This window comes from Pseudomonas gorinensis (assembly GCF_042015035.1).
Taxonomy (GTDB): Bacteria; Pseudomonadota; Gammaproteobacteria; order Pseudomonadales; family Pseudomonadaceae; genus Aquipseudomonas; species Aquipseudomonas gorinensis.
The window spans coordinates 5,682,641-5,703,751 of sequence record NZ_CP167125.1 but is presented as its reverse complement, the minus strand read 5'-3'; the positions used below and the strand labels follow the sequence as shown (position 1 = coordinate 5,703,751).

13 protein-coding genes, 3 tRNA genes and 1 riboswitch are annotated in these 21,111 nt (G+C 61.0%); of the genes, 14 read left to right on the top strand and 2 right to left on the bottom strand.

Features of this window, described 5'->3' with window-relative positions:
- Position 1: 1 nt before the first annotated feature.
- Positions 2-5,920: a leucine-rich repeat domain-containing protein gene (locus AB7933_RS25785; RefSeq protein ID WP_024077009.1), complete on the bottom strand. Its 5,919-nt coding sequence runs from the start codon at positions 5,918-5,920 to the stop codon at positions 2-4.
- Positions 5,921-6,230: 310 nt separating this feature from the next.
- Here AB7933_RS25785 and AB7933_RS25780 point away from each other — a divergent pair, with 310 nt between their 5' ends.
- The 7 genes from AB7933_RS25780 (at position 6,231) to astE (ending at position 14,056) form a co-directional block, all read left to right on the top strand.
- Complete coding sequence (locus AB7933_RS25780) at positions 6,231-7,451, top strand: aspartate aminotransferase family protein (RefSeq protein WP_024077008.1); 1,221 nt, start codon at positions 6,231-6,233, stop codon at positions 7,449-7,451.
- Between the two features lie 213 nt (positions 7,452-7,664).
- Positions 7,665-8,684, top strand: a complete 1,020-nt coding sequence (aruF, locus tag AB7933_RS25775) for an arginine/ornithine succinyltransferase subunit alpha (RefSeq protein WP_024077007.1) — start codon at positions 7,665-7,667, stop codon at positions 8,682-8,684.
- Positions 8,685-8,731: 47 nt separating this feature from the next.
- The gene (astA, locus tag AB7933_RS25770) at positions 8,732-9,757 is read left to right on the top strand and encodes an arginine N-succinyltransferase (protein WP_024077006.1); all 1,026 of its coding nucleotides are present in this window, start codon (positions 8,732-8,734) and stop codon (positions 9,755-9,757) included.
- Entirely contained in the window at positions 9,754-11,223 is a 1,470-nt protein-coding gene (astD, locus tag AB7933_RS25765) for a succinylglutamate-semialdehyde dehydrogenase (RefSeq protein ID WP_162163615.1), read from the top strand. Before astA ends, astD begins: the two co-directional genes overlap by 4 nt.
- A gap of 156 nt (positions 11,224-11,379) precedes the next feature.
- Entirely contained in the window at positions 11,380-12,726 is a 1,347-nt protein-coding gene (gene astB, locus AB7933_RS25760; RefSeq protein ID WP_024077004.1) for an N-succinylarginine dihydrolase, read from the top strand.
- 23 nt (positions 12,727-12,749) lie between these two features.
- Positions 12,750-13,040 carry a hypothetical protein gene (locus tag AB7933_RS25755; RefSeq protein ID WP_024077003.1) on the top strand — a complete coding sequence of 97 codons (291 nt, stop codon included), beginning with the start codon at positions 12,750-12,752 and terminating at the stop codon, positions 13,038-13,040.
- A gap of 11 nt (positions 13,041-13,051) precedes the next feature.
- Positions 13,052-14,056, top strand: a complete 1,005-nt coding sequence (astE, locus tag AB7933_RS25750) for a succinylglutamate desuccinylase (protein WP_024077002.1) — start codon at positions 13,052-13,054, stop codon at positions 14,054-14,056.
- 87 nt (positions 14,057-14,143) lie between these two features.
- Here astE and AB7933_RS25745 read toward each other — a convergent pair whose 3' ends face one another.
- Positions 14,144-14,653, bottom strand: coding sequence for a 6,7-dimethyl-8-ribityllumazine synthase (locus AB7933_RS25745; protein ID WP_024077001.1), 510 nt, complete (start codon positions 14,651-14,653; stop codon positions 14,144-14,146).
- Between the two features lie 113 nt (positions 14,654-14,766).
- Positions 14,767-14,936: riboswitch (FMN riboswitch) on the bottom strand.
- 190 nt (positions 14,937-15,126) lie between these two features.
- Between AB7933_RS25745 and ltaE the strand changes: the two genes are divergently transcribed.
- The 7 genes from ltaE (at position 15,127) to AB7933_RS25710 (ending at position 21,086) form a co-directional block, all read left to right on the top strand.
- Positions 15,127-16,131, top strand: a complete 1,005-nt coding sequence (ltaE, locus tag AB7933_RS25740; RefSeq protein WP_024077000.1) for a low-specificity L-threonine aldolase — start codon at positions 15,127-15,129, stop codon at positions 16,129-16,131.
- 146 nt (positions 16,132-16,277) lie between these two features.
- Positions 16,278-18,896 (top strand): alanine--tRNA ligase, encoded by a 2,619-nt coding sequence (gene alaS, locus AB7933_RS25735; protein WP_024076999.1) that lies wholly within the window; start codon positions 16,278-16,280, stop codon positions 18,894-18,896.
- Between the two features lie 97 nt (positions 18,897-18,993).
- Positions 18,994-20,235: an aspartate kinase gene (locus AB7933_RS25730; RefSeq protein WP_024076998.1), complete on the top strand. Its 1,242-nt coding sequence runs from the start codon at positions 18,994-18,996 to the stop codon at positions 20,233-20,235.
- Between the two features lie 175 nt (positions 20,236-20,410).
- On the top strand, positions 20,411-20,599 hold the full coding sequence (csrA, locus tag AB7933_RS25725) for a carbon storage regulator CsrA (RefSeq protein ID WP_003175645.1): 189 nt from the start codon (positions 20,411-20,413) through the stop codon (positions 20,597-20,599).
- Positions 20,600-20,661: 62 nt separating this feature from the next.
- Positions 20,662-20,752 (top strand) — tRNA-Ser (locus AB7933_RS25720).
- Between the two features lie 108 nt (positions 20,753-20,860).
- Positions 20,861-20,937: transfer RNA gene (locus tag AB7933_RS25715), tRNA-Arg, on the top strand.
- A 72-nt stretch (positions 20,938-21,009) separates the two neighbouring features.
- Positions 21,010-21,086 (top strand) — tRNA-Arg (locus AB7933_RS25710).
- Positions 21,087-21,111 lie beyond the last annotated feature (25 nt).

Sequence of the window (21,111 nt, the reverse complement as noted above, 5' to 3'; positions counted from 1 at the left end):
CTCATTCCTCCATGCTATCCGGCGAAGCGGGCCTGACCAGCGGGTTGCCCTGCGTGTCCAGGCGGGCCTGTGCAACTGCCAAGTCGTTGCCGGTTTGCAGGTAATACTGCCTGAGGTAGCTGAGGCTTTGCGCCGACCAGGGGTTGCCGCTCAAATCGGATGTATGGTCGAGTGGCGAGGCCAGTTCCAGAAAGTCGGCGGGCAGCACTTCGATCAGGTTGTCGCTCAAGTCCAGGGTGCGCAGCTCGGGCAAGGCGGACAGTCCTCGTGGTAGTTCGCTGATCTCGGTGTCTTGCAAGTACAGCGACTCCAGTTGGGTCAGGTGACTGACATCGGGGGGGATGCCCAGGATGTTCTCGCTCAAGTCCAGATACATCAGGTTCGTGACCCCTGACAGCGCGTCGACGCTGATGGGGGTTAATCCGATAGCGCACTCGGTCAGGCTCAGGGTATTCAACCCGGTCAGTGTAAACACCGTGGGTGGAATCGTGCCCAGGCTGAGCTTGCAGAGGGTCAGGCTTTTGAGTTTGGGAAAGCACTTGAGGAGGCCATCGACCCGGGTCGTCGTGCCCTCTCCATCGAGCTCGAAGGACGATATGTGGTCAAAGCGTGCGCTCAGTTCTGGCAGCTCGCCCAGGATCGGGGCGTCGAACCCCAGCCTGTGGGTGACCTCAAGGCTGCCGTTGTTGTCATCCAGTTCGGTTTCGCGGCGCCAGGCGTCTTCAAGTAATGTCTTGAAGGCCATGCGATTGAGTTGATCCTGTGCTCGTGTTTGCTCATCCAGGGGCACATCCAGAATCGGGTGTCGCTGGGGAGTGTCCAGCGCCCATTGCTGGAGATCGGCGCGCAGTTTTTCATATTCGGCCTCAAGGCGTTCAAGCGCTGGCGCGGCTTCGTCCAGGCCGCCTGGCAGCTCAAAGAAAAAGCGATTGGCTTCACCTTCGGCAAAGGTGGGGTACAGCACTTTGATCCTGTCGCGCATTGGCGTGGGCGCGTCGGCCTGGAAATGTTCGCCGGTGCGCTGGCAATAGCGTTTGATCTGCATCAGCGTCGACCTGGACAGCGGGTTGCGCGAGAGGTCGAATGCCGCCGTTACGTTTGCGGGTAAGGTGAACGCTACCTCGGGAACCTGGGTGATCAGGTTGTCGCTCAAGTCGATGCGCTTGCGTTCGACGGAGGTCAGCAGGCCTGAGGGGATTTGCGTCAGGTCCGTCTTTTGAAGGTTGAGGCGGGTAAGCCTGGGAGGCAGGGCAAAGTCCGGGAACCGAGCCAGTGGGTTATGACTGAGGTCCAGCTCCTCCAGGTTGGCCAGTGTGGCGAGTGATGCGGCGCTCTCGGCTGACAGCGTGAGGCGGCAGTGGGGCAGGCGCAATGACGAGAGTTGGGGGAGATCGAACACCGCATCGGGGATATCACTGAGCCCGTAGTGCTCGATAGCCAGATGGTTGAGCGAAGGAAACCCTTTGAAAAACAGTGGCGACTGCAACGGAAACGGCGCCCCCGACCCTTGCAGGCGCAACGACGATACATGGTTGAACGTGCTGTTGAGAGGGGGGAATTCTCCCTCGAAGGGTTGCGAGTTTTCCAGGGTGTAAGTGGGGATGACCTGCAGGCTCTGCTCATCCAATTCGCCCTCCCGACGCCAGCAGGCTTGGAGTGTCTGTTTGAACGCTTGTCGCCGGGTTTGCTCCTCGGGCAGCGTGGTTTGCCTGACCCATGTGTCGAGCCCGTCGGACAGGCCCGCGTATTCAGTTTCCAATCGTGCCAATTCGATCTGGCCCATTTCCAGATTCCCGGGCAGGCCAAAGATAAAGCGGTTGACTTCATCCACGCTGAAGTCAGGGAACAGCGATTTGACTTGGCGGATATCCACGTCTGAAGCGTCGATCCCCCAATAGATGCCCGTGCGTTGGTAGTAGGTCTTGGTCTGCTCCAGGGTCGCTCGTGACAGCGGGTTGTCGGAGAGGTCGAACGTTTTGGTGGTATCGGCCGGCAGCTCAAACAGCGCGGGCGGCACTTGAGTGATTTGGTTGCTGGAGAGCACCGCCAGTTCCAGCGCCGGTCGGCTGAGCAAGCCGGCAGGCATCGCGGATATGCCCGTGCTGGACAAGTCCAGAAACTGCAGGTCAACCATGTTCTCGACACTGGGAACCCGCTCCAGCGGATTATTGAACAAGTCCAGGGTCCGAAGCGCGTTCATGGCGGTCAGCCTGGCCAGGCTCGCGGACGTCAGGGTGATGTTGCATTCGCTGAGAATCAAGGTGTTGAGGGTGGGCGAGGTGTTGATGGCCAACGGTAGGTCGCCCAACTGAGCGTTGCTGATGCTGAGGTAACGCAGCCTGGGGAAACTGCGCAAAAACCTATCGACGTTCAGGGCCGTTTGATCGCCCTTGAGTTCCAGGTAGGAGATGTGTTCGAAGTTTGCCCGCAAGGCCGGCAGCTCCCCGGAAAGGGGGTAGGGAAGTTTGAGCATCTGGCCGTTACGGGCAGGAGGGGCGAAGTATGCGTCAACCTCGGTTTCCCGGCGCCAGCCACGTAGCAGCGCCTGCCGGAAAAGGCGGCGATTTTGCCGCGCATCGTTGTGTGCCTGGTGGCTGATATTCACCTCCGCGTCGGCGGAGTACCTGGGGGTGTCGGCTACCCAGGCGGCCAGGTCGAGATCGAGTTGCAGGTATTCCAGGCGTAGCGCGGTCAAGATCGGCATGGCCCCGCCCGGACGTCTGTTGAGGTCCTCGATCAGATCGGCGATTTGTTCGTCGGTGTGGGCGGGAAACAGTTCCCGTGCCATGCCCCGCAGGTCGGGTTGTGCGGCCGGACCCGCAGGCGCTGGCGGGTAGGCATCCATGCCCAGCAAGCGCAGGTGGGTGCGGCTATCGGCGGGCGGGTGGGCCGGCTGGGCGCCGAGCAGCCTGCGCAAGGGTTGGCGTTCCAAGGCATGCTTGCGCAATGCCTGCTTGAGTGCCGGGCCTTGGCCGATGTGCAGGCCCAGGGCGTCGCGCCTGGCATCCGGGAGGGCCTGGAGGAGTGCGGTGTACAGGTCTGTTTCGCCAGACAGTGGGCCGCGGCTGTCTTGGGGGGTGTATCGCCCTTCGGGGGAACGTACCAGGGTGCGCTTGATCCGTGCCTTCGGTGGGCCGATGGCATCCATGAGGATGCCGGTTTGGTCGTGTATCTCAAGGCGTATTTTTTTTGACCAGCCAGGCAGTCGCTCCAGGGAGTGCAAGGCCAGTCGATGGGTGCCCAGGTCGTCCGTCGAATCCAGATACAGGCCCTCATAGGCATGGTTGACCTGTGCCTCGTCGCGCAGCGCTTGAGCCAGCTGGGTCAAGCGCGCCGGGACGGTACCTTGGTCGACGTCCTTGAGTTCTGTGCTGCTGGCGCTCTCCAGCAGGGCGTCGGCTGCGCTGAGTGGCAGGCCTGGCGTGTTGTCGATCAATGTTTGCTGGCGCGGGTTGCCCGGTTTATCGAGCAGCAGGTAGCGGGTCTCGAACAACTCGCGGCGATGCGATTGGGCCAGTGCGCCCAGTTTTTTCCTGAGTTTGAGCGCCCGATTGGACATGGAGGTGACCGGATCACCGAACGCTTCCCCCAACAAGGTTTTGCGTTGTGGTTCGTCCAGCGCTTCCAGCAAGGTTTTCAGCAGGTCGCCGTTTTTCAATTGGGCTTCATGTACTTGCACCACGCTGGCGTTTTTTTCACCGGGCAGTTCCCAGAGCGTTTTGCCCTGGGTATCGAGGAAGCGCAACGTCTTGGCTTTTGGCCAAAGGCTCAGGTTGGCAAGCAGGTGCAGTTGGGTTTGCGCATCGGCCCGTTTGTAAATCGCTGGGTCATCGCTGTTCATTTGGTCGATGAAGTCCTGCAGCGCCCGGTCGATCTGGAAGCGTTCAAGGGTATCGGTCAGCAGCGGGGGCGGTCGGTGCTGGTTGACGTACATCTTGCGCAAGGCGCCGTCGTCGATGGCGCTGATATGACGAGCCATGGCCAGTTGTTCATCGTTGAGCCCGGCCGTTTTCGGCCCCTGGCGTTTCATGAGCGTGGCGCTGTCCCAACTCAAGGGGGTATCCAGCTCGCTCAGCCAGGCGCCTTTGCCATTGGTCAGCAGGGGCGGGCGGTAGGCGTTGGTTCGGGTGGGATGTTTCAGGTAGGGCTGTTGGGTCTTCGGATCCGTCAGTACCACGAAGGGTTTGTCCGACAGCAGCAGGATATCTTTACCGTTATGGGGATGCAGCCCTTCTGGGCCGGGGTAAGCGTGGCTGGGCAGTTGGATATCGTGGGCGTAGGGCGCGAGGTCCGGTTTCCAGAGCCGAGCCTTGCCATTGGGCAGCATGACGGGCTTGAGGCGGTTGAAAAACTTCACCGCTTCGGAGGGCAGCAAGGCGCGTAGGGCGCCGGCGGCCATGGGCGCGCCGGCGATGAACAAGCCCAGTTCCACGCCTTGCTCCACGAACGATAACAAGTGCCCGAATGCCTCGGTCACGTCGCCCACCGCCCAGTCGATGATCCATTCAAAGGCGTCGTCGAGCATTTGATAGGCGCTGTAGCCGAGCATCAGCAGGCCCACGGGAGGGACAAATGGGGCGACGATGAACGCTGCGATTTGCAGGATCGCCGACGCGACTTTTTGCACGATGGCCCAGCGCTCCCAGCGTACTTTCTGATCGACGCTTGCCGTGGACACGGCCATGGCGCGGGCATCGTTGAACACCTTGCTGAGCGTTGCCTGGAACAGGTGGCTGAACAGGTCCCCGCTGATGCCGCTGGCGCGGAACGCCAGGTGTGGATGGTCGATGGGGGTCTCACGCCAGGACGGCAGCGGGTCGCCGTGAGTGTGCGGGTGCCAGGTGACCTTGGAGAGCCGGCGGTTGAGGTCGGCGAAGAAGGGGCCGCGCTCTTCGTGATTGACGAAGCGGCTGAAGAACTGTTGGTACTCGGCGTTGCGCAGGTGGTTGCCCAATGCGCTCATGAAGTCGGCGAGTGTGGGGTACTGTTTGAGCGGTGCGTAGGGGTCGTCCGGGATATAGGCGATCACACCTACCGGGTGACGACTGCCAATGTTTTCGGCAAACAGCACGATGCCGGTCAGCGTGGTCGACATGATGCTCAGGCTGTAGCACAGCAGCGGGTAGCAGGTGCTGTGGCTGTCGTCGGTGTTGAGCAGGCGTTGCAAGCGTATGAAGGACTGATCGTCAGGCAGATCGCCTTTCATCCGGGCCATCTGCAACGCGACGCTCAAGTCCGCCACCTGGCTTTGCTTGAGCTTCAATCGCAGGCGGGTTGCGGCCACCGGGTTTTTGAAATCAAAGAATTGTTCAAGGTAGCGCTGGTACTGGGCGCCGATGTCCAGTTCCCGGCACAGGGCAGTGAACTGATCGACCGCGATGTGCGCGTCGAGAGAAGGCAGGCTGTCGAATTGACCGGTACGGGTGGGCTGGGTGATGAAACCGGATGACGCTTCGAATACTTCGCCCGCTTCAAAGTTGTGCAGGGCGGCGTCTACCAGTGAAACGGTCCAGGTTCTTGCCGCCCCCGAGCGAACGGGGAACCAGGGGATGGTTTGGGGAATGTACAGGCGCAAGTAGGTGGCGCTGACATCTGGCTCAACGCCAAAGCGTTGCTTGAGGCGCGCTTGGAGCAATGGGGCGGCGAAGTCTTGCGGCGACTTCAGGTTGCCCATGGCCTGATCGACCGCGGTCTTCGCCTTCCAGGCAGCGCTCACCAGGGTTTTGAGGGTGTCATGGGCTTCAGGGGTGGCGGTTTTGTACCACGCGGGGAGGTCCGGCTGGACGTTGCTCAGCGCAGTGCGTCTGGCTGGGGAGAGGTTGGGCAGCCAGTCGGGAACGGCCTGCGTGAGGATGTCCATGTGCGGGTCGCGATAAACCGCCAGGTCCGGGAGTTGAAGGGATGAGGTCGGTTGGGTCATGGGGGGGACGCCTTGGTGTGATGAACAGGCGTGAGAGCAGACCAATTTCGGTGGGCCCATCGGGGGTAGATAGATAACCGGCCGCCCGTTACGTTGCAGCTATCCGGCTTGACCATCTGCCGTTGTGACGCGCCAGCGTTTAAACTGCGCCATTGCGATGCTATTTGTCGCATTGGCGTAAACCCGCGAAAATCGCGGGTTGGCGCTATAAGAAGTTGTCGCTTGGCGACAAGGCCGCACTGAAAACTGTCCTTACAATCCCTGCATCGCCCGCCAGTTCCAGGCAGGCGTTCCTCTTCAGGAGACTCCGATGTCCGTTGAGCAAGCCCCGGTGCAACGTGCCGATTTCGACCAGGTGATGGTGCCCAACTATGCACCTGCTGCCTTCATCCCCGTGCGTGGCAAAGGTTCCCGCGTGTGGGACCAGGCGGGTCGCGAGCTGATCGACTTTGCCGGCGGCATCGCGGTCAACGTATTGGGCCACGCCCACCCGGCGCTGGTCGGTGCCTTGACCGAACAGGCCAACAAGCTGTGGCACGTCTCCAACGTGTTCACCAATGAGCCGGCCCTGCGCCTGGCGCACAAGCTGATCGACGCCACCTTTGCCGAGCGCGTGTTCTTCTGCAACTCCGGCGCCGAAGCCAACGAGGCCGCGTTCAAGCTGGCCCGTCGTGTCGCGTTCGACCGTTTCGGCAGCGAGAAGTACGAGATCATCGCCGCGCTGAACAGCTTCCACGGCCGTACCCTGTTCACCGTGAACGTCGGTGGCCAGTCGAAGTATTCCGACGGCTTCGGGCCGAAGATCACCGGCATCACCCATGTGCCGTTCAATGACCTGGCCGCGCTGAAAGCCGCCGTGTCGGACAAGACCTGCGCCGTGGTGCTGGAGCCGGTGCAAGGCGAGGGCGGCGTGCTGCCGGCCGAGCTGGCCTACCTGCAAGGCGCCCGCGAACTGTGCGACGCCCACGACGCGCTGCTGGTGTTCGACGAAGTGCAGACCGGCATGGGCCGCAGCGGCCACCTGTTCGCCTACCAGCATTACGGTGTGGTGCCGGACATTCTCACCAGTGCCAAGAGCCTGGGCGGCGGTTTCCCGATTGCCGCGATGCTCACCACGGAAGCCTTGGCCAAGCACCTGGTGGTCGGCACCCACGGCACCACCTACGGCGGCAACCCGCTGGCGTGTGCGGTGGCGGGGGCGGTGATCGATGTGATCAACACGCCTGAAGTGCTGGCTGGCGTCAACGCCAAGCACGACCTGTTCAAGGCGCGCCTGGAACAGATCGGCAAGCAGTACGGCATCTTCACCGAAGTGCGCGGCCTCGGCCTGCTGCTGGGTTGCGTGTTGAGCGACGCCTGGAAAGGCAAGGCCAAGGACGTGTTCAACGCGGCCGAGAAAGAAAACCTGATGATCCTGCAAGCCGGCCCCGACGTGGTGCGTTTCGCGCCGAGCCTGGTGGTGGACGAGGCGGACATCAACGAAGGCCTGGATCGCTTCGAACGTGCGGTAAAAACCCTGACCCAAGCCTGATAGCGACACATTTTGCTGGCTGGACCGTGTCAAAAATGTGGGAGGGGGCTTGCCCCCGATAGCGGTGTATCAGTCACTGATGCAACAACTGGAAGACGGCTATCGGGGGCAAGCCCCCTCCCACATTGAAATTTGCCCCACAAGAGGATAGGTGGTGTTCCTGACCTGTCCGGTATTTTTTCCCTATGAGTTTTCGAGTTAAGGAGTGACACCATGCTGGTGATGCGCCCCGCGCAAATGGCTGATCTGGGCGAGGTACAGCGTCTGGCTGCGGACAGCCCGATTGGTGTCACTTCCTTGCCGGATGATGTCGAACGCCTGAGTGACAAGATCGCGGCCAGCGAAGCGTCTTTCGCGGCCGAGGTCAGTTTCAACGGTGAAGAGAGCTATTTCTTTGTGTTGGAAGACACCGAGACCGGCAAGCTGGCGGGCTGCTCGGCCATCGTCGCTTCGGCCGGCTACTCGGAGCCGTTCTACAGCTTTCGCAACGAAACCTTCGTGCACGCCTCCCGTGAGCTGAAGATTCACAACAAGATCCACGTGCTTTCCCAGTGTCACGACCTCACCGGCAACAGCCTGCTCACCAGCTTCTACGTGGTGCCCGAGCTGGTCGGTTCGCCGTGGTCGGAACTCAATTCCCGTGGCCGCCTGTTGTTCGTTGCCAGCCACCCCGAGCGCTTTGCCGACTCGGTGGTGACCGAGATTGTCGGCTACAGCGATGAGAACGGTGACTCGCCGTTCTGGGATGCGATCGGGCGCAATTTCTTCGACCTCAACTATGCCGCCGCCGAGCGCCTGTGCGGGCTGAAAAGCCGCACCTTCCTCGCCGAGCTGATGCCGCATTACCCGATCTATGTACCGCTGCTGCCGGACGAAGCCCAGGAAGCCATGGGCCAGGTGCACCCGCGGGCGCAGATCACCTTCGACATCCTGATGCGCGAAGGCTTCGAGACCGACCATTACATCGACATCTTCGACGGTGGCCCGACGTTGCACGCACGGGTCTCGGGGATTCGCTCGATCGCCCAGAGCCGTGTGGTGCCGGTGAAGATCGGTGAAATGGTCAAGGGCGTCGGCCGCCAGTACCTGGTGAGCAACGGCCAGTTGCAGGACTACCGCGCGGTGATGCTGGAACTGGATTACGCCCCCGGCAAACCGGTGACCCTGGACTTGGCCGCGGCCGAAGCCCTGGGTGTCGGCGACGGCGCGAGTGTGCGCCTGGTAGCGGTATAAATAGAGTTTCGCGGGTGGCTGCAAAGCGGCCCGTTTGAGGAGATAGCATGATCGTTCGTCCCGTACGCAGCAGCGATTTACCGGCCCTGATTGATCTGGCGCGCAGCACCGGCACCGGCCTGACCACCTTGCCGGCCAACGAAGAGCGCCTGACCCACCGGGTCGGCTGGGCGGAAAAAACCTTTCGCGGCGAAGCCGGGCGCGGCGATGCCGACTACCTGTTCGTGCTGGAAAACGACGAAGGCCGCGTAGTGGGGATTTCCGCCATCGCTGGCGCCGTCGGCCTGCGTGAGCCCTGGTACAACTTCCGTGTGGGCCTGACCGTCAGCGCCTCCCAGGAACTGAATATCTACCGTGAGATCCCGACGCTGTTCCTGGCCAACGACCTCACCGGCAATTCCGAACTGTGCTCGTTGTTCCTGCATGCCGATTACCGCACTGGCCTCAATGGCCGCATGCTGGCCAAGGCGCGCCTGCTGTTTATCGCTGAATTCCCGCAGCTGTTTGGCAACAAGATCATTGCCGAGATGCGCGGGGTGTCCAACGACGCCGGGCGTTCGCCGTTCTGGGAAAGCCTGGGCCGGCATTTCTTCAAGATGGAATTCAGCCAGGCCGACTACCTCACTGGCGTGGGCAACAAGGCTTTTATCGCCGAGCTGATGCCCAAGTTCCCGCTGTACAGCTGCTTCCTTTCCGAAGACGCGCGCAACGTGATCGGCAAGGTCCACCCGGACACCGAGCCGGCCCTGAGCATGCTCAAGAGCGAAGGCTTCAGCTACCAGGGCTATGTCGACATCTTCGACGCCGGCCCGGCCGTGGAGTGTGAAACCAGCAAGATTCGTGCGGTGCGCGACAGCCAGTCCCTGGTGTTGGCCATTGGCACGCCAGGTGACGACGCCACGCCGTTCCTGATCCATAACCGCAAGCGCGAAGACTGCCGCATCACCGCCGCACCGGCGCGCCTGGCGGCAGGCACCCTGGTGGTGGATCCGTTGACCGCCAAGCGCCTGCAACTGGTAGTGGGTGATCAAGTGCGTGCCGTACCGTTGTCTGCTGCTCGGGAGTCGAAATAATGAATTCGCTGTATATCGCAGGTAGCTGGCTGGCAGGCCAGGGTGAGCTGTTCGAATCGCGCAACCCGGTGACCCAGCAAGTGCTGTGGGCCGGCAATGGCGCCAGCGTCGAACAGGTTGAGTCCGCCGTGCAGGCGGCGCGCCAGGCGTTTCCGGGCTGGGCCCGGCGCCCGCTGGAGGAACGCATCAGTGTGCTTGAGGCCTTCGCCAATACCCTGAAAAGCCGCGCCGATGAAATCGCCCGCTGCATCGGCGAAGAAACCGGCAAGCCGCTGTGGGAGTCGGCCACCGAAGTCACCAGCATGGCCAACAAGATCGCCATCTCGGTACAAAGCTACCGCGAGCGTACCGGCGAGAAGAGCGGCCCGCTGGGCGACGCCACCGCCGTATTGCGCCACAAGCCCCACGGCGTGGTCGCGGTGTTCGGCCCTTACAACTTCCCGGGTCACTTGCCCAACGGGCATATTGTCCCAGCCCTGCTGGCGGGTAACACCGTATTGTTCAAACCGAGCGAGCTGACCCCCAAAGTCGCCGAGCTGACCGTGCAATGCTGGATCGACGCCGGTTTGCCGGCGGGCGTCCTCAACCTGCTGCAAGGTGCGCGGGAAACTGGCATTGCGTTGGCGGCCAACCCAGGCATCGATGGGTTGTTCTTCACCGGCTCCAGCCGCACCGGCAACCATCTGCACCAGCAGTTCTCCGGGCGTCCGGACAAGATCCTGGCCCTGGAAATGGGCGGCAATAACCCGCTGGTGGTGGATGAAGTGGCCGATGTGGACGCGGCGGTCTACACCATTATCCAGTCGGCGTTTATCTCCGCCGGCCAGCGCTGCACCTGTGCCCGTCGCCTGCTGGTGCCCGAAGGCGCCTGGGGCGATGCGTTGCTGGCGCGCCTGGTGGCGGTCAGCGCATCGATCAGCGTCGGTGCCTTCGACCAGCAACCCGCGCCGTTCATGGGTTCGGTGATTTCCCTGGCGGCGGCCAAAGCCTTGATGCAAGCCCAGGAGCTGATGTTGGCCAATGGTGCCGTGGCCCTGCTGGAAATGACCCAGCCCCAGGAGCAGGCCGCCTTGTTGACGCCGGGCATCATCGACGTCACCGGGGTGACCGAGCGCGAAGATGAAGAGCTGTTCGGCCCACTGTTGCAGGTGATCCGCTACGCTGATTTCGCCGCGGCGATTGCCGAAGCCAACAACACCCAGTACGGCCTGGCCGCTGGCTTGTTGTCCGATTCCGAAGCGCGTTACCAGCAATTCTGGCTGGAAAGCCGTGCCGGGATCGTCAACTGGAACAAACAGCTGACCGGCGCCGCCAGTACCGCGCCATTTGGTGGGGTAGGGGCGTCGGGCAACCATCGCGCCAGTGCCTATTATGCGGCGGATTATTGCGCGTACCCGGTGGCGTCGCTGGAGACCCCGAGCCTGGTGGTGCCTGCCACGCTAACCCCCGGCATCACACTGATCTGACTGTGGGAGGGAGCTTGCCCCCGATGGCGGTGTGTCTGTCATCTGATTTATCAACTGACAGTCAGCTATCGGAGGCAAGCCTCCTCCCACACTGGATTTGTGGTGTGTTGAAGACTTTTGAAGCCTATAAAAACAGATGTTCGTGGAGCCTCGCCGATGAAATCCTATGAAGTCAATTTTGACGGTCTAGTGGGGCCGACCCATAACTACGGCGGTTTGTCCTACGGCAACGTCGCGTCCCAGAGCAACAGCCAGCAGTCTTCCAACCCCAAGGAAGCCGCGTTGCAGGGCTTGCAGAAGATGAAAGCGCTGATGGACATGGGCTTCGTGCAAGGGGTGCTCGCGCCTCAGGAACGTCCGGACGTGGCCGCCTTGCGCAACCTCGGTTTCAGCGGCAGCGACGCCCAAGTGATCGAGCAGGCGGCCAAGCACGCCATGCCGCTGCTGGTGGCCAGTTGTTCGGCATCGAGCATGTGGGTGGCCAATGCCGCCACCGTCAGCCCGAGCGCCGACACTGCGGATGGCCGCGTGCATTTCACCGCCGCCAACCTCAATTGCAAATACCACCGCAGCATCGAACACCCCACGACCAGCCGCGTGCTGGGGGCGATGTTTGCTGACCAGAAACACTTTGCCCACCACGCGGCACTGCCGGCCGTGGCGCAGTTCGGTGACGAAGGCGCAGCCAACCACACGCGTTTTTGCCGCGACTATGGCCAGGCCGGTGTGGAGTTTTTCGTGTACGGCCGCAGCGCGTTCGACAGCCGTTACCCCGCCCCGCAGAAATACCCGGCGCGTCAAACCCTGGAAGCGTCGCAAGCCGTTGCGCGGCTGCACGGTTTGAAAGATGAAGGCGTGGTCTACGCCCAGCAGAACCCGGCCGTGATCGATGCCGGCGTGTTCCACAACGATGTGATCGCGGTGGGCAACGGCGAAGTGCTGTTCTACCACGAGGATGCGTTCCTCAATACCGAGCAGATGCTTGCCGAGTTGCAGGGCAAGTTGGGCCGGTTGGGCGGCAATTTCCAGTCCATCTGCGTGCCGCGCGCCCAGGTCAGTGTCGAGGACGCCGTGCGTTCCTACCTGTTCAACAGCCAACTGCTGAGCCGCGCCGATGGCTCGATGTTGCTGATCGTGCCCGAAGAATGCCGCGCCAACGAGCGCGTATGGCACTACTTGCAAGGCCTGACGGCGTCCGGTGGGTTGATTCGCGAAGTCAAGGTCTTCGACCTCAAGCAAAGCATGCAGAATGGCGGTGGGCCGGCGTGCCTGCGTTTGCGCGTGGCGTTGAACGAAACCGAGCTGGCAGCGGTGAACCCAGGGGTTATCATGACCGCGCCGTTGTACGACACACTGACCCAATGGGTCGACAAGCACTACCGCGACAGCCTGCGCGAAACCGACCTGGCTGACCCGCAATTGCTGCTTGAGTGCCGGACGGCACTGGATGAACTGACGCAAATCCTTAAACTGGGCTCGGTTTATCCTTTCCAGATCAATTAACGCCGTACGGCTGAGAGTTATTTATGAGCACCGACACCCTGCAACTGATCCTTGAAGACACCGACGGCACCCAGCTGGAAACCTCCTGCACCCGCGTCGCCGTGGTCTGGCAGGGTAAGGAAATCTGGATCCAGCACGACGGCCGTGGCCAGCTGCTGATCGGTGTGGATGTGGAAGAAGGCGACTCCGAATACGCCAACCTGCTGATGCGCCCACTGGCTACCAACCTGATGAGCCTGCAACTGGAAATGGAACCGGCCGACGTTGAAGGTGATGATGACGATCACGTCCACGGCCCAGGCTGCAACCACTAAGGAAGCTGCGTATGCTCGCCCTCGGCAAACTGCTTGAACTGACCCTCGCCGGTCGCGAACCGGCGCAAAAAATTCAACTGACTGTCGACGGCGTGCAGATGCGCTGGCTCAGCGAGGGCGCACTCGAAGTACGCCCGCCGCAAGCCCGCGACAACGGCGGCGACCTGCTGCTGTCGTCCGGTATCCATGGCAACGAAACCGCGCCGATCGAATTGCTCGACCGCCTGTTGCATGGCATTGCCCGTGGGCAGATCAAGCCCCGCACCCGTATTCTGTTCCTGTTCGGCAACCCCGAGGCCATGCGCCGCGGTGAACGTTACCTCGAACTGGACGTCAACCGGCTGTTCAACGGCCGTCATGAACAAAACATCGGCCCCGAGGCCATGCGTGCCGCCGAGCTGGAGCAACTGGCCCGCAGCTTTTTCAGCGTGCCTGGCCGTTCGCGCCTGCATTACGACCTGCACACTGCGATTCGCGGCTCGAAGATCGAGCAGTTCGCCCTTTACCCATGGAAGGACGGGCGCCAGCACTCGCGGCGCGAACTGGCCCGCTTGAGCGCTGCCGGCATGCAGGCGGTGCTGTTGCAGAACAAGACCTCGATCACCTTCACTGCCTTTACCTACGAACAACTCGGTGCCGAAGCCTTCACCCTGGAGCTGGGCAAGGCGCGGCCGTTCGGGCAGAACCAGGGCGTCAATGTTTCCCGCCTGGAGCTGCGCCTCACGCAGATCATCGAAGGCAGCGAGCCTGAGACTGACAGCCTGGACGGCTTGAAACTGTTCGCCGTGTCGCGGGAAGTCATCAAGCACAGCGATGCGTTCCTGCTGCACCTGCCGGCGGACGTGGAAAACTTTTCGGAACTGGAAAAGGGTTATCTGCTGGCCGAAGACGTCGCCAAGACCCGCTGGGTGATCGAGGAGGAGGGTGCACGCATCATCTTCCCCAACCCGAAGGTGAAGAATGGCTTGCGGGCAGGGATATTGATTGTGCCGACCACGGACGTGGGCCTGGCATAGGTCTCAAGGCGTATCCGGATCCAAATGTGGGAGGGGGCAAGTCGAATCGTCGCACCGCCTCTCCCACATTTTGTTTTGCAGTGTTGCTTAGACCGCTAGGGCCCGCGGCTCACTGCGACGGATCGCACGCACCTTGTGCAGGGTGTCGGCGCAAGTGCGCGCAGCTTCCTGGCCTTTGTGTACGAAGTGCTCGTAGAAGAACGTGTGGTGCTCACTGCCGGCATGGAAGTGATGCGGGGTCAGGGACACCGAGAACACTGGCACTTCGGTTTCCAGCTGTACCTGCATCAGGCCACTGACCACCGACTGGGCGACGAATTCGTGACGGTAGATGCCGCCATCCACCACCAGCGCGGCGGCGACGATACCGGCGTAACGGCCGGTCTTGGCCAGCAGTTTGGCGTGCAGGGGCATTTCAAAGGCGCCGCCGACTTCGAAGAAGTCGATGTCCGATTCCTGGTAGCCCAGGGCGATCATTTCGGCGAGGAAGCCTTTACGGGATTGGTCGACAATATCCTTGTGCCAGCAGGCTTGGATAAACGCGACGCGCTCGCCGTGGTGGTTTTTGCTTTTGCTGTCGATTGCGGTGGGTTGCATGTTCTGACTCCTGTTTAAGAAAAAAACAGGGCGTTATGAATCGAATGGGATTTAAGGGTACGAACCGCTGAGTCATGCAGGCATGCGGTCAGCGTGCGGCCCTTAGGTGCCAATCCCGTTCTCTCTTCATCCGGACTATGACCGTCGGCCCCGGGATCACACCGGGTCTGCTGACCTTGTCGCCGTCCTGCGTGAGCAGTTCGAGGCGCCAAGCGCTCGCGGGCTATGCACATTGCGCGCAATTACCGCCGGTGGGGAATTGCACCCCGCCCTGAGAACGTTGCCACCAGAACCCTGGCGGCGGAGAGTTTTTAACATGGTTTTTCAAAAACTGCACGATCGCTGTATCGATAACCTATATCGGTTTGTTTGGTTGGTATTCGATTGAATGCGAGTGGGGCTTGATATTCCGTGGCTTTGCCCGCAGTAATCACTCACAAAGGGACTTATCCAATCCGCCAGAGGCCTGTTTCATGACCGTGATTGACCTGCGCAGCGACACCGTGACCCAACCCACCCCCGGCATGCTCGACGCGATGGCCAGCGCCGTCAGTGGCGATGATGTCTACGGTGAAGACCCCAGCGTCAACCGCCTGGAGGCCGAACTGGCCAAGCGCCTGGGGTTCCCTGCGGCGTTGTTCGTCCCGACCGGCACCATGAGCAACCTGCTGGCGTTGATGGCGCACTGTGAGCGCGGCGAGGAATACATCGTCGGCCAGCAGGCCCACACCTATAAATACGAAGGCGGCGGCGCGGCGGTGCTGGGTTCGATCCAGCCGCAACCGCTGGAAGTCCAGGCGGACGGCTCCCTGGACCTGGACCAGGTGCTGGCCGCGATCAAGCCCGACGATTTCCACTTCGCCCGCACCCGCCTGCTGGCCCTGGAAAACACGATGCAGGGCAAGGTGCTGCCACTGGAATACCTGGCGAAAGCCCGGGCCTTTACCCGTGAACATGGCCTGGCCCTGCACCTGGACGGCGCGCGCCTCTACAACGCAGCGGTCAAGCTGGAGGTGGATGCGCGGGAGATCACGCGGCACTTCGATTCGGTGTCGGTGTGCCTGTCCAAGGGCCTCGGCGCGCCGATTGGCTCGGTGTTGTGTGGTTCCACGGCGCTGATCGCCAAGGCGCGGCGCCTGCGCAAGATGGTCGGCGGTGGCATGCGCCAGGCCGGCTCCCTGGCGGCGGCGGGGCTGTATGCGCTGGACCACCAGGTGCAGCGCCTGGCCGACGATCACGCCAATGCGCAATGGCTGGGGGAGGAGTTGCGCAAGGCCGGTTATACCGTGGAGCCGGTGCAGACCAATATGGTCTACGTACAGATCGGTGAGCGGGCCGAAGCCTTGAAAGCCTTTGCCGCTGAACGCGGGGTCAAATTGAGCGCCGCACCGCGTCTGCGCATGGTCACGCATCTGGATGTCAGCCGGGCGCAAATCGAGCAGGTCGTGCAAACATTCGTCGAGTTTTCGCGCAAATGAGCGTGCAGACCGTCTAATTGACTGTTTCTATCACATAAACACGCTGTACCACCGGCAAAGGGCCGATATAATGCGGCCCTTTGCCGTCGCTCCGTCTGATGATGTTGCGCACTGGCCTTTGGCCGCAGACTCCGTGGAAGAACCTAATGAAAAGCGCAGAAATCCGTGAAGCCTTCCTTCGCTTCTTCGAAGAGCAAGGTCACACCCGTGTCGCCTCCAGCTCCTTGATCCCAGGCAACGACCCCACCCTGCTGTTCACCAACGCGGGGATGAACCAGTTCAAGGACTGCTTCCTGGGCCAGGAAAAACGCGCCTACACCCGTGCCGTCAGCAGCCAGAAGTGCGTGCGCGCCGGTGGTAAGCACAACGACCTGGAAAACGTCGGCTACACCGCCCGTCACCACACTTTTTTCGAAATGCTCGGCAACTTCAGCTTTGGCGATTATTTCAAGCAGGATGCGATCAACTTCGCCTGGACCTTCCTGACCGGCGTACTGAAACTGCCGAAGGAAAAGCTCTGGGTCACCGTCTACGCCAGCGATGACGAGGCTTACGACATCTGGACCAAGCAAGTCGGTGTGCCGCCTGAGCGCATGGTGCGTATCGGCGACAACAAAGGCGCGCCGTACGCTTCCGACAACTTCTGGACCATGGGCGATACCGGCCCGTGCGGTCCTTGCACCGAGATTTTCTACGATCACGGCGCCGATATCTGGGGTGGCCCACCGGGTTCGCCGGAAGAAGACGGTGACCGTTACATCGAAATCTGGAACAACGTGTTCATGCAGTTCAACCGCACCGCCGATGGTGTGTTGCATCCGTTGCCAGCGCCGTCGGTAGATACCGGCATGGGCCTGGAGCGGATCAGTGCGGTGATGCAGCACGTTCATTCCAACTACGAAATCGACCTGTTCCAGAGCCTGCTGGCCGCGGCTGCGAAGGCCATTGGTTGTGCCAATGAAGACCAGGCGTCGTTGAAAGTGGTGGCTGACCACATCCGTTCCTGCGGCTTCCTGATTGCCGACGGCGTGCTGCCGTCCAACGAAGGCCGTGGCTACGTGCTACGCCGTATCATTCGTCGCGCTTGCCGTCACGGCAACAAGTTGGGCGCCAGCGGTAGCTTCTTCTATCAGATCGTCGCGGCCCTGGTTGCCGAGATGGGCGATGCATTCCCGGAACTCAAGCAGAACCAGGCGCACATCGAGCGCGTGCTCAAGGCTGAAGAAGAGCAGTTCGCCAAGACCCTGGAGCAGGGCCTGAAAATCCTCGAGCAAGACCTCGCCGGCCTGCAAGGCAGCGTGGTGCCGGGCGACGTGGTGTTCAAGCTCTATGACACCTACGGCTTCCCGATGGACCTGACCGGCGACATCGCCCGTGAGCGTAACCTGACCCTGGACGAGGCAGGCTTCGAGCGTGAGATGGAGGCCCAGCGTGTGCGCGCGCGTTCCGCCAGCTCGTTCGGCATGGACTACAACAGCCTGGTCAAGGTTGACGTGGCCACCGAATTTACCGGCTACAAGGCCACCAGCGGTGCGGCCAAGGTCGTTGCGCTGTACAAGGACGGCCAGTCGGTCGACGTCTTGAACGAAGGTGACGACGGCGTGGTGGTCCTGGACCGGACGCCGTTCTACGCCGAGTCCGGTGGCCAGATTGGCGACTGCGGTTTCCTCAAAGCGTCCTCCGGTCGTTTTGATGTACGCGATACCACCAAGACCGGCGGCGCCTTCCTGCACCACGGTGTATTGGCGTCGGGCAGCCTGATCGTCGGTTCGCCAGTGGACGCCCAGGTGGACGCCGATGTGCGTCACGCCACGTCGCTGAACCACTCGGCCACTCACTTGCTGCATGCTGCACTGCGCCAGGTATTGGGCGAGCACGTCCAACAGAAGGGCTCGTTGGTCGACAGCCAGCGCCTGCGCTTCGACTTCAGCCACTTCGAAGCGATCAAGCCGGAGCAAATCAAGGCCCTGGAAGACATCGTCAACGCCGAAGTGCGCAAGAACACCCCGGTGGAAACCGAAGAAACCGATATCGAGACCGCCAAGGCCAAGGGGGCCATGGCGCTGTTCGGCGAGAAGTATGGCGACAACGTGCGTGTACTGAGCATGGGCGGCAGCTTCTCGGTGGAACTGTGTGGCGGTATCCACGTCAACCGTACGGGCGACATCGGCCTGCTGAAAATCATCAGCGAAGGCGGTGTGGCATCGGGCGTACGTCGTATCGAAGCGGTGACCGGTGCTGCGGCCCTGGCCTATCTCAATGCGGCTGAAGAACAACTCAAGGAAGCGGCTACGCTCGTCAAGGGCAGCCGCGACAATCTGATCGACAAGCTGTCCGCCGTGCTCGAGCGCAACCGCGTGCTGGAGAAACAGCTGGAGCAGTTGCAAGCCAAGGCTGCCAGCGCGGCAGGTGACGATTTGTCTGCTTCCGCCCTGGACGTCAAGGGTGTGAAAGTCCTGGCAGCGCGCCTGGACGGTCAGGATGGCAAGGCGTTGTTGGCCTTGGTCGATCAGTTGAAGAACAAGCTCGGCCGCGCAGTGATCCTGCTCGGCAGTGTCCATGAGGATAAGGTCGTTCTGGTTGCCGGTGTAACCAAGGACCTGACCGGTCAACTCAAGGCCGGTGATTTGATGAAGCAAGCCGCTGCGGCAGTGGGCGGGAAGGGCGGTGGTCGTCCGGACATGGCGCAAGGCGGTGGTGTAGACGCTGGTGCCCTGGACGCGGCCCTGGCCCTGACCGTGCCGTTTGTCGAGGCAGGTATTTAAGGCGCTGGTAACGGGCCCATGGTCTAGTCATGGGCTCGCTCGGTTGCTGGAAGATTGGTTTATTGGGCGCCCCTTTACGGGCTGAGGCGGCTTAGAAATGGCTTTGATCGTACAGAAATTTGGAGGTACCTCGGTCGGTTCTGTCGAAAGAATCGAGCAGGTTGCCGACAAGGTTAAGAAATTCCGCGATGCCGGCGATGACCTGGTGGTGGTGCTGTCCGCCATGAGCGGCGAGACCAATCGCCTGATCGATCTGGCCAAGGCAATCAGTGGCGATCAACAACCACTGCCGCGCGAGCTGGATGTGATCGTGTCCACCGGCGAGCAGGTCACCATTGCGTTGCTGGCCATGGCGCTGAATAAGCGTGGCGTGCCGGCGGTGTCCTACACTGGTAGCCAGGTGCGCATCCTCACCGACAGCGCGCACACCAAGGCGCGTATCCTGCAGATCGACGATCAGAAGATCCGTGCTGATCTGAAGGAAGGGCGTGTCGTGGTTGTCGCCGGTTTCCAGGGCGTTGACGAGCAGGGCAACATCACCACCCTCGGGCGTGGCGGTTCCGATACCACCGGCGTAGCGCTGGCCGCAGCCCTGAAGGCTGACGAATGCCAGATCTACACCGATGTGGATGGCGTCTACACCACCGATCCGCGCGTGGTGTCCGTGGCCCAGCGCCTGGACAAGATCACCTTCGAAGAGATGCTGGAAATGGCCAGCCTCGGTTCCAAGGTGTTGCAGATCCGCGCGGTGGAATTCGCCGGCAAGTACAACGTTCCGCTGCGCGTATTGCACAGCTTCAAAGAGGGTCCGGGCACCCTTATTACTATTGATGAAGAGGAATCCATGGAACAGCCGATCATTTCCGGCATCGCCTTCAATCGCGATGAAGCCAAGCTGACGATCCGTGGCGTGCCAGACACCCCGGGCGTGGCTTTCAAGATCCTCGGGCCTATCAGCGGCGCGAACATTGAAGTCGATATGATCGTGCAGAACGTTTCGCACGATAACACCACCGATTTCACCTTCACCGTACACCGCAACGAGTACGATGCGGCCGAACGTATCCTGCAGAACACCGCGAGCGAGATCGGCGCGCGTGAAGTGGTCGGCGATACCAAGATCGCCAAGGTGTCGATCGTAGGTGTGGGCATGCGTTCCCATGCCGGCGTTGCCAGCCGTATGTTCGAGGCCCTGGCCAAGGAAAGCATCAACATCCAGATGATCTCCACCTCGGAAATCAAAGTCTCGGTGGTGATTGAAGAGAAGTACCTGGAACTGGCTGTACGCGCACTGCATACCGCTTTTGAGCTGGACGCTCCGGCCCGACAGGGCGAGTGATGCAATGCCAGGAAGGCGCGGTTTACCGCGCCTTTCATTTTTTTGTCGGGCCCATGTTCTTTTACCTGTGCTCGACAATACTTAGGCAGGTAGGGCTACGGCCTTTTGGTTGTAGGTCGAATGCCTTTTTTTTGCAGACTGTTGTTCCTGAACTGAAATGCGTGAGGAGAAAGGTATGTTGATTCTGACTCGTCGTTGCGCAGAAAGCCTGATTATTGGTGATGGCGAAATCACCGTGACCGTGCTCGGCGTCAAAGGCAATCAAGTGCGTATCGGGGTTAACGCTCCGAAAGAGGTAGCGGTCCACCGCGAGGAAATCTACCTGCGGATCAAGAAAGAGAAGGACGAAGAACCAAGCCTTTAATTTTTATCGTTTTTTATGTTTGCAAACGGGGATGAACGTGGTTAATATACGCCCCGTGTTGCGGAGAGCTGGCCGAGTGGCCGAAGGCGCTCCCCTGCTAAGGGAGTACACCTCAAAAGGGTGTCGGGGGTTCGAATCCCCCGTTCTCCGCCATTATTTGCTTAGTACGTTGCAATCTGGATTTATCGGTAAGTTGTTGAAATTACTCGAAAAAATCGCTTTACATAGAGATTGAACGGCCTATAATGCGCGGCAACAAATGCACTCGTAGCTCAGCTGGATAGAGTACTCGGCTACGAACCGAGCGGTCACAGGTTCGAATCCTGTCGAGTGCACCATTTAAGAGTCAGTTGCAGTAATGCAGGTGGTTCGGCTTCAACCAGTTGTGATCTGGTCTAAAAACACAATCTGCACTCGTAGCTCAGCTGGATAGAGTACTCGGCTACGAACCGAGCGGTCACAGGTTCGAATCCTGTCGAGTGCACCATACAAACAAAAAGCCCGCCTAGTGC